The sequence below is a fragment of the Ruegeria sp. H9 genome, assembly GCF_056532915.1.
Genome location: NZ_JBQFNX010000006.1, coordinates 49104 through 63103, shown reverse-complemented (window position 1 = coordinate 63103; position 14000 = coordinate 49104). Strand labels below are relative to the sequence as shown.

The 14000-nt window shown below is 57.6% G+C and carries 13 protein-coding genes; 4 read left to right on the top strand and 9 right to left on the bottom strand.

All coding sequences use genetic code 11. The annotated features are described in order from the left end of the window. Nucleotides 1-2: 2 nt before the first annotated feature. The 6 genes from ACR0CZ_RS19110 to hslO form a co-directional block, all read right to left on the bottom strand. Nucleotides 3-1226 carry a class I SAM-dependent RNA methyltransferase gene (locus tag ACR0CZ_RS19110; protein ID WP_170399342.1) on the bottom strand — a complete coding sequence of 408 codons (1224 nt, stop codon included), beginning with the start codon at nucleotides 1224-1226 and terminating at the stop codon, nucleotides 3-5. Nucleotides 1227-1265: 39 nt separating this feature from the next. Next, nucleotides 1266-3098: an ABC transporter ATP-binding protein gene (locus tag ACR0CZ_RS19105; protein ID WP_170399345.1), complete on the bottom strand. Its 1833-nt coding sequence runs from the start codon at nucleotides 3096-3098 to the stop codon at nucleotides 1266-1268. Beyond that, a complete protein-coding gene (locus ACR0CZ_RS19100; protein ID WP_170399348.1) occupies nucleotides 3095-4933 on the bottom strand; it encodes an ABC transporter ATP-binding protein in 1839 nt (612 codons plus the stop codon). The genes ACR0CZ_RS19105 and ACR0CZ_RS19100 overlap by 4 nt, the downstream gene beginning before the upstream one ends. Before the next feature lie 194 nt (nucleotides 4934-5127). Further along, the gene (locus tag ACR0CZ_RS19095) at nucleotides 5128-6282 is read right to left on the bottom strand and encodes a CCA tRNA nucleotidyltransferase (RefSeq protein WP_480537235.1); all 1155 of its coding nucleotides are present in this window, start codon (nucleotides 6280-6282) and stop codon (nucleotides 5128-5130) included. Next, a complete protein-coding gene (locus tag ACR0CZ_RS19090) occupies nucleotides 6279-6878 on the bottom strand; it encodes a CoA pyrophosphatase (RefSeq protein ID WP_170399354.1) in 600 nt (199 codons plus the stop codon). The genes ACR0CZ_RS19095 and ACR0CZ_RS19090 overlap by 4 nt, the downstream gene beginning before the upstream one ends. Beyond that, on the bottom strand, nucleotides 6868-7854 hold the full coding sequence (gene hslO / locus ACR0CZ_RS19085; RefSeq protein WP_170399357.1) for an Hsp33 family molecular chaperone HslO: 987 nt from the start codon (nucleotides 7852-7854) through the stop codon (nucleotides 6868-6870). The genes ACR0CZ_RS19090 and hslO overlap by 11 nt, the downstream gene beginning before the upstream one ends. 76 nt (nucleotides 7855-7930) lie before the next feature. Between hslO and ACR0CZ_RS19080 the strand changes: the two genes are divergently transcribed. After that, nucleotides 7931-8374: an NUDIX hydrolase gene (locus ACR0CZ_RS19080; RefSeq protein ID WP_170399359.1), complete on the top strand. Its 444-nt coding sequence runs from the start codon at nucleotides 7931-7933 to the stop codon at nucleotides 8372-8374. Here the strand turns inward: ACR0CZ_RS19080 and ACR0CZ_RS19075 are convergent. Continuing rightward, nucleotides 8371-9645 (bottom strand): SpoIIE family protein phosphatase, encoded by a 1275-nt coding sequence (locus ACR0CZ_RS19075; RefSeq protein WP_170399510.1) that lies wholly within the window; start codon nucleotides 9643-9645, stop codon nucleotides 8371-8373. The genes ACR0CZ_RS19080 and ACR0CZ_RS19075 overlap by 4 nt on opposite strands. A 121-nt stretch (nucleotides 9646-9766) precedes the next feature. Here ACR0CZ_RS19075 and ACR0CZ_RS19070 point away from each other — a divergent pair, with 121 nt between their 5' ends. Next, nucleotides 9767-10117: an Hpt domain-containing protein gene (locus ACR0CZ_RS19070; RefSeq protein ID WP_480537234.1), complete on the top strand. Its 351-nt coding sequence runs from the start codon at nucleotides 9767-9769 to the stop codon at nucleotides 10115-10117. On the opposite strand, the gene ilvA is transcribed toward ACR0CZ_RS19070, so the two are convergent. Then, nucleotides 10114-11340: a threonine ammonia-lyase IlvA gene (gene ilvA / locus ACR0CZ_RS19065; RefSeq protein ID WP_170399362.1), complete on the bottom strand. Its 1227-nt coding sequence runs from the start codon at nucleotides 11338-11340 to the stop codon at nucleotides 10114-10116. The genes ACR0CZ_RS19070 and ilvA overlap by 4 nt on opposite strands. A gap of 57 nt (nucleotides 11341-11397) precedes the next feature. After that, nucleotides 11398-12165 carry a hypothetical protein gene (locus ACR0CZ_RS19060; protein WP_170399365.1) on the bottom strand — a complete coding sequence of 256 codons (768 nt, stop codon included), beginning with the start codon at nucleotides 12163-12165 and terminating at the stop codon, nucleotides 11398-11400. Between the two features lie 138 nt (nucleotides 12166-12303). On the opposite strand from ACR0CZ_RS19060, the gene ACR0CZ_RS19055 reads away from it, so the two are divergent. Beyond that, complete coding sequence (locus ACR0CZ_RS19055) at nucleotides 12304-13530, top strand: argininosuccinate synthase (RefSeq protein ID WP_170399393.1); 1227 nt, start codon at nucleotides 12304-12306, stop codon at nucleotides 13528-13530. Nucleotides 13531-13665: 135 nt separating this feature from the next. After that, nucleotides 13666-13947 carry an SCP2 sterol-binding domain-containing protein gene (locus ACR0CZ_RS19050; protein ID WP_170399516.1) on the top strand — a complete coding sequence of 94 codons (282 nt, stop codon included), beginning with the start codon at nucleotides 13666-13668 and terminating at the stop codon, nucleotides 13945-13947. Nucleotides 13948-14000: the final 53 nt, after the last annotated feature.

Sequence of the window (14000 nt, the reverse complement as noted above, 5' to 3'; positions counted from 1 at the left end):
GGTTATTTGTTCAAAATGAACCGAGCGGCAAGTTCGGTGTGTGACGACCATCGAAATTGGTCAACCACCTGTACCCATTCAAGGGCATATCCGGCGTTAACCAGCATTTTTGCGTCACGGGCAAAGGTGATCGGGTTGCACGAGACATAAACAACCACCGGGCGCATGGCCTGCGCCAGCTCGGCCACCTGCGCCTCGGCCCCAGCGCGCGGCGGGTCAAGCACAACGGCGTCGAATTTCTTGAGTTCATCGGGCATGAGCGGGCGGCGGAACAGGTCTCGGGCCTCGACTGTGACCTGTTTCAAACCTTGCGCCTTGCGCCAGCCCTGATCCAAGGCCTTCGTCATCTCGGCCTCACCTTCGACTGCATGAACTTCAGCTGTCTGTGCCAGCGGCAGCGAGAATGTCCCGCATCCAGCGAATAGATCGACAATCCGCTTTGCCCCCGACGTAGCGTCGGAAACAGCCCGTAATAGAGCCTGTTCTCCGTCTTTTGTGGCTTGCAAAAACGCTCCGGGCGGTGGGGTGACGCCAGCGGTTCCAAAGCGTTGGATCGGAGGCACACGCATGGCGATAACCTCATCATCCCAACTAAGCCGGGCAAGGCCGTGATGCTCGGTCGCTTGCGCGAGCGCAAGTTCCAACGGTCCATCCAGCGGTTTGCCGCCCTTGACCACAACATCCAAACCGCCTTCGGACAGGGTCAGCGTTACGGCCAACACACCTTTCCGACTTCCACCCAACAACGCCAAGGCTTCGGCCACCGGGATGGCAGCAATCAAGGTTGGGTGCAGCAAATGGCAATCCGGGATTTCGGTAATCGTGTCAGAAGCGCGACCATGAAACCCGGCCAGCGTACCCTTCTTGGTGCGCCGCACGGCGATGGTGGCCCGACGGCGGGATCGATCAGGCGAAGTGTAAATGGGCCGCATCGGGGCATCGAGCCCCTGCGCGGCCAACGCGTTGCGCACCACCTCAACTTTCCACTCGGCGACAAAATTATCGGTCGCATGTTGCAACTGGCAGCCGCCGCAGGCCTTGTAATGACGGCAGGGTGCCTTCACCCGCTGATCCGAGGGTGTTTCGACGCGAATATCGTTCAGAAACTGACCCAGCAACGTACCGCTGACCACTTCACCCGGCAGAGTGCGTGGCGCATAGATCGGACCATCGGCGATTCCGTCGCCCTGATGTCCAAGGCGGTTTATTGTGTATTGCTGCGTCATGGAGGCCTGATAACTGGGGTTTGAGCGCAACAAAACCCTTTATTCTGCAGCCTCGGCCTGAATGAAGCCGCCCGATTGGCGATGCCAGAACCGGGCGTACAACCCGCCACGCTCCAGCAGAGCCTCGTGCGTCCCGCTTTCAACGATGTGACCGTGGTCCAGAACAATAATCCGATCCATCTCGCTAAGCGTGGACAGGCGGTGGGCAATAGCCAGCACGGTCTTGCCCTGCATCACCCGGTGCAGTGCCGTCTGAATCGCTGCCTCGACCTCGGAGTCCAATGCCGACGTCGCCTCGTCCAGAACCAATATCGGTGCGTCTTTCAGGATAGCGCGAGCCAGGGCGATCCGCTGTCTTTGCCCGCCGCTCAGCTTCACGCCGCGTTCGCCCAGATGCGCGTCATAGCCCTTGCGTCCTTGCGCATCCTCGAGACCGAGTATGAATTCATGCGCCTCGGCTTTGGTCGCGGCCTCTATCAGCTCATCTTCAGTCGCGTCAGGACGACCATAGAGGATGTTCTCGCGCGCCGAACGATTGAACATTGCGGTTTCCTGCGTGACCATGCCGATCTGGCGGCGCAAGCTGTCCTGAGTGACTTGGCTGACATCCTGCCCGTCGATGCGAATGACGCCTTTTTCGCCGTCATAGAGCCTGAGCAGCAGTGAAACCAACGTTGATTTCCCTGCACCAGACGCCCCGACAATGCCCAGCTTTTCGCCCGGTGCGGCGGTGAAATGCAGATCGGAGACACCGCCAATATCGCGGCCATAAGCAAAACTGACATGATCAAACGCAATCTCCCCTTCTGAGACGATCAGTTCAGAGGCGTTCATCGCGTCCTCGACCCGGTCGCGCTTGGTCAGAGTATGCATCCCGTTTTCAATCTCACCGACATTTGCGTAAAGACCCATCAGTGTGAAACTGACCCAGCCTGTCATTTGTGAGATACGGATCGCCACGGCCCCCGCCGCTACGATATCCCCGGCGGTCGCGCCACCCGCCCGCCACAGCCATAGCGTTGCGCCGATCAACAGGACCGGCAGAACCCCCGCCAGAGTCATCAGGATGAACCGGAAACTGGCCGATAGTTTGCCGAATTCCAGCGACCGTTCACGCAGGTCGACCATGGAATTTCGGGCGGTATGATCTTCGAACTCGGAATGGGCAAACAGCTTGACGGTCTTGATGTTGGTGATCGTATCGACCACCTGCCCCGACACCATCGCCCGCGCCCCCGCCCGCGCGGCAGAGCGTACGCGGATGCGTGGAAGATACCAGCGCACCAGCAGGAAATAGACTACAAGCCAGGCAACAAATGGCAGCATCACAAGCGGGTGAATAGACCCTAATAAAAGCAATGAGCCTGCAAGTGAGGCAATAGCGAAGACAATAGCGCTGATTGTTTCGGACACCACTTGCGTCATGGCGTTCGATGTCTGCATCTGTTTTTGGGCGATACGTCCGGCGAAATCGTCATCGAAATAGGTCACAGACTGGCCCAGCGTCCAGCGGTTCAGTTTTGCCAAAACCAACGGCGTGATGTTGGGCATGACGATGTAGTTGTTTGCCACCGATGACAGTCCGAACAGTGCGGGGCGTAGAAGCATGAAGAATGCGACAGCACCCAAAATGATCGCGAGATTGCCGCCGGTCAGAAACGCCTCGGGGCTGCTGTTGGTGGTCAGATCAATCACGCGGCCCAAGACCCAGGCGGTGCCAGCCTCCATCGCACCCGCGATCGCCGAGAAGGCGGCTGCGACGAACAGCATCGGCCAGGCGCCGGACAAGCTCCAACGGATGAACGCCCCCAGCGTTTGCGGCGGGGGCGTTTCTGTGTCTTTGAACGGTTGGATGAGGTCGGCAATCCTCATTCAGCAGCCTCCGGGTTCAGGAAGCCTCCAGATTGCCGCGCCCAGAACTGGGCGTAAAGCCCTCCTTGCGCCAATAGATCGGAATGGCCGCCTTGTTCAACGATCCGGCCGCCATCCATCACCAGGATGCGATCCATCTGTGCAATCGTGCTGAGCCGGTGCGCGATGGCGATCACGGTCTTGCCTTGCATCATGCCGTAGAGTGTTTCCTGAATCGACGCTTCGACTTCGGAATCTAGGGCGGATGTGGCCTCATCCAACAGCAAAATCGGAGCATCTTTGAGGATCACCCGCGCAAGCGTCACCCGCTGTCGCTGACCACCCGAGAGTTTCACGCCCCGCTCGCCCACATGCGCATCGTAGCCGGTGCGGCCCTCCGGGTCCTGCAGGTCAAGGATGAAATCATGCGCCTCGGCCTGTTTCGCAGCGGCGACCATCTGTTCCTCGGTCGCATCAGAACGACCATAGAGGATGTTAGCCCGCACCGATCGATGCAGAAGAGCGCTGTCTTGTTGGACCATCCCGATATGGCTGCGCAAACTGTCCTGCGTGACCTTCGAGATATCCTGGCCATCGATCAGGATCGCGCCCTTCTCGACGTCGTAAAACCGCAAAAGCAGCTTTACTAGGGTCGATTTTCCGGCTCCTGAGCGACCGATCAGGCCGATCTTTTCGCCTGGCCGGATGGTCAAGTTGACGTGATCCAAACCACCGGTTTCCCGTCCATAGTGATGAGACAGATCGCGTATTTCGATCTGGCCATTACCCAGCCGCAAAGGTTTCGCATCAGGTTCATCCAACAGATCGATGGGCTGCGCGATGGTCTGCATACCCTCGGCAACGATACCCAATTCGCGAAAGAAGCTGGTCAGCGCCCACATGATCCAACCGGTCATGGCATTCAGCCGCAGCGTCAAGGCTGTGGCGGCGGCCACCACACCGACCGTTGCGCTTCCTTGCGCCCAAAGCAGGATTGCCCAACCAACGACACCCACGATCAGCACACCGTTCAACGCAACAAGCGCGGCATCCATAATGGTGAAAATCCGCATCTCGATCTGGAAAGTGCGGCGGGTTTCCGCAATCGCCTCGCGCGCATAGTCCTGTTCCTGAGTGTCATGGGCAAACATCTTGATGGAGTGGATGTTGGTATAGCTGTCCACCACCCGGCCCGTCACGGTAGATCTTGCATCCGACGCCGCCTGCGACGCGGGGCCGACCCGCTTGACGGTCCACCGCACCAAGGCCCCATAGAACACCAGCCAAATCAGCAACGGCAGCAACAGGCGCGGATCAGCTGCCATCAGCAAAATGGCCGCGCCGATCATGTAGGCGATCGAGAATGAAATCGCGTCAAAGACCTGAAACACCACCTCGCCCGCGGCGGGTGGGGTCTGCACGACCCGGTTTGCGATGCGCCCGGCAAAGTCATTCTCGAACCAGCCAACCGATTGACGCAGAACATGTTTATGCGCCCGCCAACGGATCAGAGTGCCAAAGTTCGGCAGGATTGTGTTGTTGAGCAGCAAGACGTCAACAAGCTGAAGGATGGGACGAATAAACAGGATCAAGGCGGCAACCACGATCAATTCAGTCCCGTGCGCCTGCCAGAATTCAGCAGGAGAACTGCCCAACAGGTCCACAACGCGACCCATATAAAAGATCAGCCCGACCTCGACAGCAGCAACGACCACGGACATCAGCGCGGCCAATACGAAAACGCGTTTGAAAGGCTGCGAGTAGCCCAGCATGAAAGGCCATAGCCGCGTCGGTGGCTTGTCCACCTGTTCATAGGCAACAAAAGGGTCAATGAGATTTTCGAAGTAGCGAAACATGGAGAGTGCTCCGATTGAGCAGAAAATAGGTCATGCGAAGAAAGATGGCGCCAGAACACCACCCCTACGGGTCAAAGTGTTCCGGGCTTTAGCCGAACCAGATCCCGTAATACATTCGCATTCCTCCCTCCATGTGAGTCAGGCGCACCCTGCCAAATCAAATCGGGTTTGTCATCCCTTTTTGAGACTTCAAATCAGTCGGCCAGCAATTCTTCGCGGCTAAGCGCGAAATCCGACGCGATCCAACGCGCCTCAAGCTCGGCCAGTTTTGCGCCCAGCGCGGGGCCCGAGAAGGCGGGGATCAAATCCGCCGCCTTGATCGGGAAACTGGCCGCGGACCCTTTTTGCAAAGCTCGGTTCAGGTCTTCGGACCAAGGCTGTTCAAGAAATGCATGACGCAAAAGTGTCTCGTGCAATCCGCCTTCCGACCCATAGCGATAACCCAATTCTGCGACACTGGTCGTCGCCATCGCTTCGTCGCGCATCCGAGCCAGACGCTGCAGTTGCGCGCGGCTAAGACGCAGGGTTTTGGCCACTTCGGGCGATGCAATCGCGGCCAAACGACGAATCGCTTCGGGCGCTGCATGGGCGTCTTGTTCCAGCTGAACCAGGATCGCCAGCGCCCGGTCATCAGCCCCGGGCAAAAGCTGCGCCAAAACGCCAGTGACGCGCATGGCGGCAACCGACGGCGCGGGGTCAGGCGCTGCGAGCAGTTTAAGCATCTCGGCCCCGACCCGTTCGCGCGAAAGTGTCTCTAACCCGTCCAAATTTGCAGCTATTGCATCCAGTGCAGCGGGGTCAAAGCCACTGTCCGCATCCCCGTACCAAGCATGAAACCTGAAATATCTGAGCGATCGTAGGTAGTCTTCTTGGATGCGATCACAGGCCTCCCCGATGAACCGCACGCGACGCGCCTGTAGATCCGGCAGACCGTTCAGCGGGTCAAGGATTGTGCCGTCAGGTTTGGCATAAAGCGCGTTCATGGTGAAATCACGACGCGCGGCGTCTTCTTCGACCTTGTCGGAAAAGGCGACGACAGCACGCCGACCATCCGTTTCGACGTCACGGCGAAACGTCGTGACCTCGTGCGGGATACCTTTGCTGACAATCGTCACGGTGCCATGGTCTATCCCTGTTGGTATCGGCTTCAGCCCAGCTTTCTGCGCCAGTTCCACGACGTGTTCCGGCTCGGCGTCTGTGGCGATATCAATGTCAGAAACCGGCGCCTGCAGCAGAGCATTGCGCACACAGCCACCAACGAATAGCGCCTGCGCCCCGCCGTTGGTCAGGGCGGTGCATACATCCTGCGTGGCTTGGTCGGTTAACCAATCTTCTGTGATCCGCTTCATTCACTCATCCGCGCTGCCAATCCCCGCAGCATCCGTGCCGTCGCACCCCAGATATAATAGGGGCCATAGGGCACAGCATAGTAATACCGTCTTTGGCCACGCCAACGGCGCGACTCGACGACATAATTCTCTGGGTTCAGGACATGCGCAAGCGGAACGAAGAAGATCTCATCCACCTCGCCCGGTTCGGCGACTGGTTCAAAACTGGCTTCAAGGATCGCAACAACCGGCGTGACCGAAAAGGACGTCACGGTTTCATGAGTCGGCAGATGACCCAGAATACTGGGTAGTTCTGGCGGAAGACCAATTTCTTCCTGTGCTTCGCGCAAAGCTGTCGCAGTAACGTCGATGTCGCCCTCATCCTGTTTTCCACCCGGAAAGGCGATCTGGCCCGGATGGTGTTTCAACGCCGAAGAGCGTTTGGTCAGGATCAATCTGGGTGCGTCTCCGGTCACGGAAACAGGCACTAACACGCCTGCAGGGCGCAGTTTGCGTCCCGCCGGCAGCACCGTTTCCGGGTTCAAATCAAAGTCACTGGACCCGGACCCATCACGGCTCAGCGCCTCGGTCAGGTCTGTGATCAGATCACGCGCCATCCGGGCCTTCGGCCTCGAACCCGACGGTCGCAGGGTCCAGCACATAGTGCGCACCGCAGAATTGGCAGTCTGCTGTGACGGTGCCTTCGTCCGTGGTCATTGTCGCAATATCCTGCGCCGAATAGATCGACAGGCTTTGGCGCACGCGATCTTCGGAACAAGTGCAACCGAATTTTACCTGCTGTGCATCATAGACGCGAGGCTGTTCCTCGTGAAACAGACGCACCAGAAGGTCGGTTGGCGCAACGGATGGCCCGATCATCTCCAGATCATCCACGGTGTCGAGCAGGATGTTGACGCGATCCCAGTTCTCGCCCTCTTCACCATCCACCAAATCCGAGGCAGACAGGATCTCTCCGCTGCCCTCCCCGGAAGCGGCAAAGGGCGAGGCTTTGGGCATGTGCTGCAGCATGATCCCGCCAGCGCGCCAGTGTTCACCGACGCCGGGTTCGGTCGATTTGCCGAAGCTCAGCGAAAACCGGGTCGGCAGCTGTTCGGACTGCGCGAAATAGGCTTCCGCACACGCGCTCAGTGATCCCCCGGCCAGTGGGGTGATGCCCTGATAAGGCTGTGTACCTTCACCTTGGTCAATCATGATGGCGAAGTACCCGTCACCCACCTGATCGAAAGGGGCTGCATCGGTCAGCCGGTCGCGGTCAAAGCTCGCATAGGCGCGGATCTGCGCGGGTTCGCCCTCGACCTGTGGCGCATAATAATCGGTTGCGATCATCCGCACCGCGCCCTTGGATTGCACCTGCAGAGACAGCTTCCAGCGCAGCGATACCGTTTGCCCTATCAATGCAGTCAGCAGGGCCATCTCGGCCACCAGCGCCTCGACCACCTCGGGGTAGTCGTGCTGTTTCAAGATGCCGCCCAACACGCCGTCCAGCCGGGCCACGCGGCCTCGCATGTCGGGTATATCGAGTTGAAAGGGCAGGACGGTATCGTCCCACGCGATTTTGGTTCCAATAGACATGGGGTTTCCTTAAGCGCCACAGGTTGGCATACCGCCACCATATAGGTTGAACAGTTTGGGTTGAAAGGGGCCTTACATGATCAGACGGTTCGGTGAAAGCCCCGAGGCAGAGCGAAAATACACCCGGCGGGTCGGCGTTTATGCCCTATTGCCACAAGGCAACCGATTGCTGCTGACCTGTCAGCTGGAACCCGGACCCGATCTGCAGCTGCCGGGCGGCGGCATCGATCCGGGGGAATCACCCATTACAGCGCTTCACCGTGAGGTTTACGAAGAAACCGGCTGGCTGATCGCCGCGCCCCGGAGAGTGGGTGCGTTTCGTCGATATACCTATATGCCGGAATACGATCTGTGGGCCGAGAAGGTCTGCCTGATTTACCGCGCCCACCCGGTCAGACGCCTAGGCCCTCCGACCGAAGACCTTCACGAGGCCATTTGGATGGAGACCGCAGATGCCGTTCATCTGTTGGGCAACGAGGGCGACGCCCATTTCGCCCAGCGCCACCTGCATGGGCTTTAAGGTCCGTTATATTCAAAAAACACTGCAGAGACATCATCCGCAATTCCGCTGTCCGGTGACATCACCTGTGTAAGACGCCAGAACATGTCATCCAGAAATTCCGGTCCACCGTGATCGGCGGCGCATTCAACAGCCATCGCCTTCAACCCGTCATCATCCAGCAGACTGCCGTCGGCGAGCTGGCATTCGGTGAACCCGTCCGAATGCAAGAGCAGCTTGTCGCCCGGTTGCATATAGGTTTCCGTCTGCTGAAACTGCGCCTCAGGCAGCAGACCAATGGGCAACCCGCCTTCGCCCAGAAACTCGGTTTTACCATCACGGCGCAGCAACAGCGGATGCGGGTGTCCGGCCTGCACCATTTTCAGATGTCCGTTGCGCAGATCGATGATGGCATAGACCATGGTGAAATATTCTTCGATCCCGGCATCGGCGATCAGACGCGAGTTGAGCAACGACGCGACCTCTTCGGGTGGCAGAAGGGCGTAGAATTTATTAAAACGCCGCTCCATCGCGATGTTCTGATCGAAATGCGTACTGGACAGATACCCGCCTAGCCGTGCCGTCATCATCGCAGAGGTGATCCCGTGGCCGGAGACATCGATGCTGTAAAACCCGAGCCGATTGACACCGGGCGAGAACATCCCCACCAGATCACCGCCGATATGACCACAGGGTTTCAGAAGCAGGCTGACCTGTGAGTTGCCAAAGGTCCCCTTCAATTCAGGCACCAGCGAATCCTGAATTTTGCGCGCCTGCATCAGGTCTTTATCGATCGCATCATGGGCAAGCTTCAGTTCGTTCAGCGCTGTTTCGATCAATTGGTTTTTTCGGGACAATTCGCGTTGCATGTCAAGAATACGCGCCCCGGCCGATATGCGAGCACGCAGCTCATCAGCCTCAAGCGGCTTGATCAGAAAATCGTCTGCCCCAGCATCCAGACCGCGCGCGACCTCCTGCTTTTCGCTTTTTGAGGTCAGAAGAATGAAATAGCTATATTGCTCACTGTCCAGCTCTCGGAAGGCGCGACAGAACTCAAGCCCGCCCATACCTGGCATGACCCAGTCGCTTAGAACAAGATCAGGTGGGTCCGAGGTGCAAAGCTCTATCGCGGCTTCACCACTGTCGGCTTCAAGAACCTCGAATCCCCACTTTTTTAGCGAGGCCACCAGAATGCGCCGCTGCAGACGGCTGTCGTCCACAACAAGAACCTTGCGGATCGCGCCAAAATCCAGCTCGACCCGGGCCTCTACTTGACTGGCATCCGGCACCATGAAGTCCCTGTACTTGCTCAACTCTCCAGTTGTCGCAACGCTATGCCTCTCAGCTTAACATCCTATGAAAAACCAAATGGCCGCGATTTAACCCCATCTTTACCCGCGACGGTCTAACAATATGCAAACGCAAGAGGGTGGCATGATTCAGTGGTCCAGAGTCAGACAGTTACGTGATGAAGTCGGCGCAGACGAGTTCACCGAGGTTGTCGAAATCTTTTTGGACGAGGTTCAGGAAGTTATCACTAAGCTACGCGATGACACTACCCGCTCCGAGATCGAACAGAACCTACATTTCCTGAAGGGCAGCGCGCTGAGTCTTGGCTTTGATAGTTTCTCGAAACTGTGCCAGGACGGTGAGCGACGCGCAGCCGCAGGTGAAAGCGCCGCCGTTGATTTGCTGGCGATTATCGCGGCCTACGACGAGTCGAAAATACTGTTTCAGGCCGGTCTGGCCGAAAACCTGCGCTAGATCACAAACTGTGCCAGCGTCTCGTCTTCGGTGATATCCGTATAAGTAAACCCGGCTTCATCCAGATGCGCAAACAGGCGCATGAAATTCTCGGGCTTGCGGGTTTCGATCCCGATTAGCACCGAACCAAAATTGCGCGCCGATTTCTTCATGTATTCGAACCGTGCGATATCGTCTTCGGGCCCCAGAATACCCAGAAATTCTTTCAAAGCGCCAGGACGCTGCGGCAGGCGTAAGATGAAGTATTTCTTGACCCCGGAATAACGCTGCGCGCGCTCTTTGACCTCAGGCAATCGTTCGAAATCGAAGTTGCCACCCGATGTCACACAGACCACCGTCTTGCCACGCACAAAGCTTTGTACGTCACCCACGGCCTCAACCGCCAATGCACCGGCAGGTTCCAGAACGATGCCCTCGACATTCAGCATTTCGATCATGGTGGTGCAGATGCGGTCTTCGGACAAAGTCAGCACGTCCGACAGATGCCGCGATTTCAGCAATTCAAACGGTTTCTCACCAATCCGGCCTACTGCTGCGCCATCGACAAAGGTATCCACATGATCCAGAGCCACCGGGTGCCCCGCTGCAAGCGCCGCGCGCAAACACGCCCCGCCGGCCGGTTCCACGAACAGGCAATGCGCCCGGTCCCCGAACCAGGTCGCCACCCCCGAAGACATACCGCCGCCGCCAACCGGCAGAATTACATGATCAGGCACTCGGCCCAATTGCTCTTCGATCTCAACCGCCAATGAGGCCTGCCCCTCGATCACATCCGCATCATCGAACGGAGACAGGAAATATCCGCCCTGTTCTGCGCACCAGCTTTGCGCCGCAGCCAGCGTGTCATCGAAATAGTCACCGATCAAGTGAACCTCGATATTGTCGCCGCCGAAAATGCGCGTCTTCTGGATCTTCTGCTGCGGCGTGGTCACCGGCATGAAGATCACACCCCGCACACCCAGATGCTTACACATATAGGCCACGCCCTGCGCATGGTTGCCAGCGCTGGCGCAAACGAAAAGGTCCTGCCCTTGCTGCTTGCGCATCGCATTGAACGCACCACGGATTTTATACGACCGCACCGGGCTGAGGTCTTCGCGCTTGAGCCAGATATCCGCGCCGTAACGGTCGGACAGATGGGCGTTCCGCTGCAACGGAGTTGCCGGAAACACTGAGCGCATTGCCTTTTCGGCAGCGCGGGCGCGGGTCGTGAAATCAGTCATGCTGGATTCCCTGCCCCATCATCGTCGAAAGGGCAAGGAATACATATGTGTACGGGCTTAGGCCAGCTCACGCTTTTCAATGAACACACCATAGATCGTCGTCAAGATACTGACATTGATCAATGGGACGATCAGCATGCTCGCAAACAAGACAATCAAGACACCGATGATCGGGACGAAAAGCAGCAAAGACGCCAGTAGCTGAAGCAATATTTGGAAGAGGATGGACAAGACAACCAGAAGTGCGATGGCTCCGCTTGCGCCCGAGGTTGCTTGCCACGCTTCAGACAGCTTTATTGGTTTTCCGATCGCTGCGCCGGGTAAAATCGGGGAGGCCCGATAGAATCCGATCGTGAGAAAGATGATCAAACCCAGCCAAACCAGAACTCCCAGCGCCACAGAGGATTGCGCCATCATGCCCATGATCAGCGCTCCCGGCATCATGATGATAAGAGCGATTAGGCCGAGCATCAGAAGGCGTCCGAAATAGGCGAGCACACGGTCGAACCTGAAAGGCGGAACCAAACCGCTTGGATATTCCTCAAGTAGAACGAAACGGTGCCACGACACGACAATCCACAGCATGACCCCAAAGACAACGGCCATAAGGCAGAGCAGAAATCCGGTGAAGGACGCGGCCGTTACGCCTTCAGGGAAGCCATTGGTTTCACTGTTGAATTCTTCGAAAGGGATGCCAAACAGGAAGAACAGGCCGATGGCTAAAAAGCCGCCAATGAGCGCCGGTACGACTGAAATCTGTAGCGCCTGCGTCAGGTTCCTCAAAACCATCTTCACCGAATGTACGAAAATCTCCAGCCCCAGCATGAAACCGCCCTTTCAACCAATCCTTGTTCTCTATCCGCCCGTTTCACCGCAATTCCCGCCCTGCGTCAATGCACGCCGCTTGCCCCCACGTCCAAAACCCGCTAGGGGCCAGTCGTTCTACGTACAAAGGGAAATCAGATGTCCGCGCCCAAGAAAGTTGTTCTGGCCTATTCCGGTGGCCTTGATACCTCGATCATTCTGAAATGGCTGCAGACCGAGTATGGCTGTGAGGTCGTGACCTTCACCGCCGATCTGGGTCAGGGCGAGGAGCTGGAACCCGCCCGCAAGAAAGCCGAGCTGCTGGGGATCAAGCCCGAGAACATCTATATCGAAGACATCCGAGAAGAATTCGTCCGCGACTTCGTCTTCCCGATGTTCCGCGCCAATGCGCAGTATGAAGGCCTGTATTTGCTGGGTACGTCGATTGCGCGCCCTCTGATCTCGAAACGTCTGGTCGAGATCGCCGAAGCGACCGGTGCTGACGCTGTGGCCCACGGCGCGACTGGCAAGGGCAACGATCAGGTTCGTTTTGAACTGGCTGCTTACGCACTGAATCCCGAAATCAAGGTGATCGCGCCGTGGCGTGAGTGGGACCTGACCAGCCGTACCAAGCTGTTGGAATTTGCCGAGGCGAACCAGATCCCGATCGCCAAGGACAAGCGTGGTGAGGCCCCGTTCTCGGTCGATGCCAACCTGCTGCACACCTCGTCCGAGGGCAAAGTTCTGGAAGACCCCGCCGATATGGCACCCGACTATGTCTATCAGCGCACCGTCCACCCCGAGGATGCGCCGAACGAGCCGGATTTTATCGAGATCGGTTTTGAAAAAGGCGATGCGGTCAGCATCAATGGCGAGGCGATGAGCCCCGCGACCATCCTAACCAAGCTGAACGAATATGGCGGCAAGCACGGCATTGGCCGTCTCGATCTGGTCGAAGGCCGGTTCGTGGGCATGAAATCGCGCGGTATTTACGAAACCCCCGGCGGCACCATCCTGTTGGAAGCGCATCGTGGGATCGAGTCCATCACCATGGACCGCGGCGCGATGCATCTGAAGGACCAGCTGATGCCGCAATATGCCGAGCTGATCTATAACGGCTTCTGGTACTCGCCCGAGCGTGAGATGCTGCAGGCAGCCATCGACAAGTCGCAAGAGCATGTCACCGGCACCGTTCGCGTGAAACTGTACAAAGGTCTTGCCTCAACTGTGGGCCGCTGGTCGGATCATTCGCTGTACTCCGAGGCGCACGTTACCTTTGAGGAAGACGCCGGTGCATATGACCAGAAAGATGCGGCAGGCTTCATCCAGTTGAACGCACTGCGCCTGAAGCTTCTGGCCGCGCGTGACAAACGGCTGAGCAAGTAAGCGTTTAGAATTTTAGATCTGGCCCCGGTGTCTGATCAGGCACCGGGGTTTTTCTTTGCCGGGTTTCCGTCGGGTCGGGCTTGCCCGGATCAGGCGATTGTCTTTACGCATACGTCAATCAGGGAAGGACGAATAATGCTGCAAGACATCGCCGACGGAATTCAAAAGGGTTTGAACGGCAAAAACTTTGACGGATCGCTTAAGTTCGATTGTGGCGACGAGGGCGTGATCGTTCTGGCGGAGAATACTGCCTCAACCCAGGATCGGGACACAGACTGCACCATCCGCATCTCGCGCGAGAACCTCTCTAAGTTGCTGAACGGTAAGCTGAACCCAATGACCGGGGTTGCGCTGGGCAAGCTGAAAATCTCGGGCAACATGGGTGTTGCGATGAAGCTGGGGCAACTGCTGGGCTGATAAACTCGTCTCACCAGCGCGTGACAAATCATGTCAGCGCATTGCAAGCACAA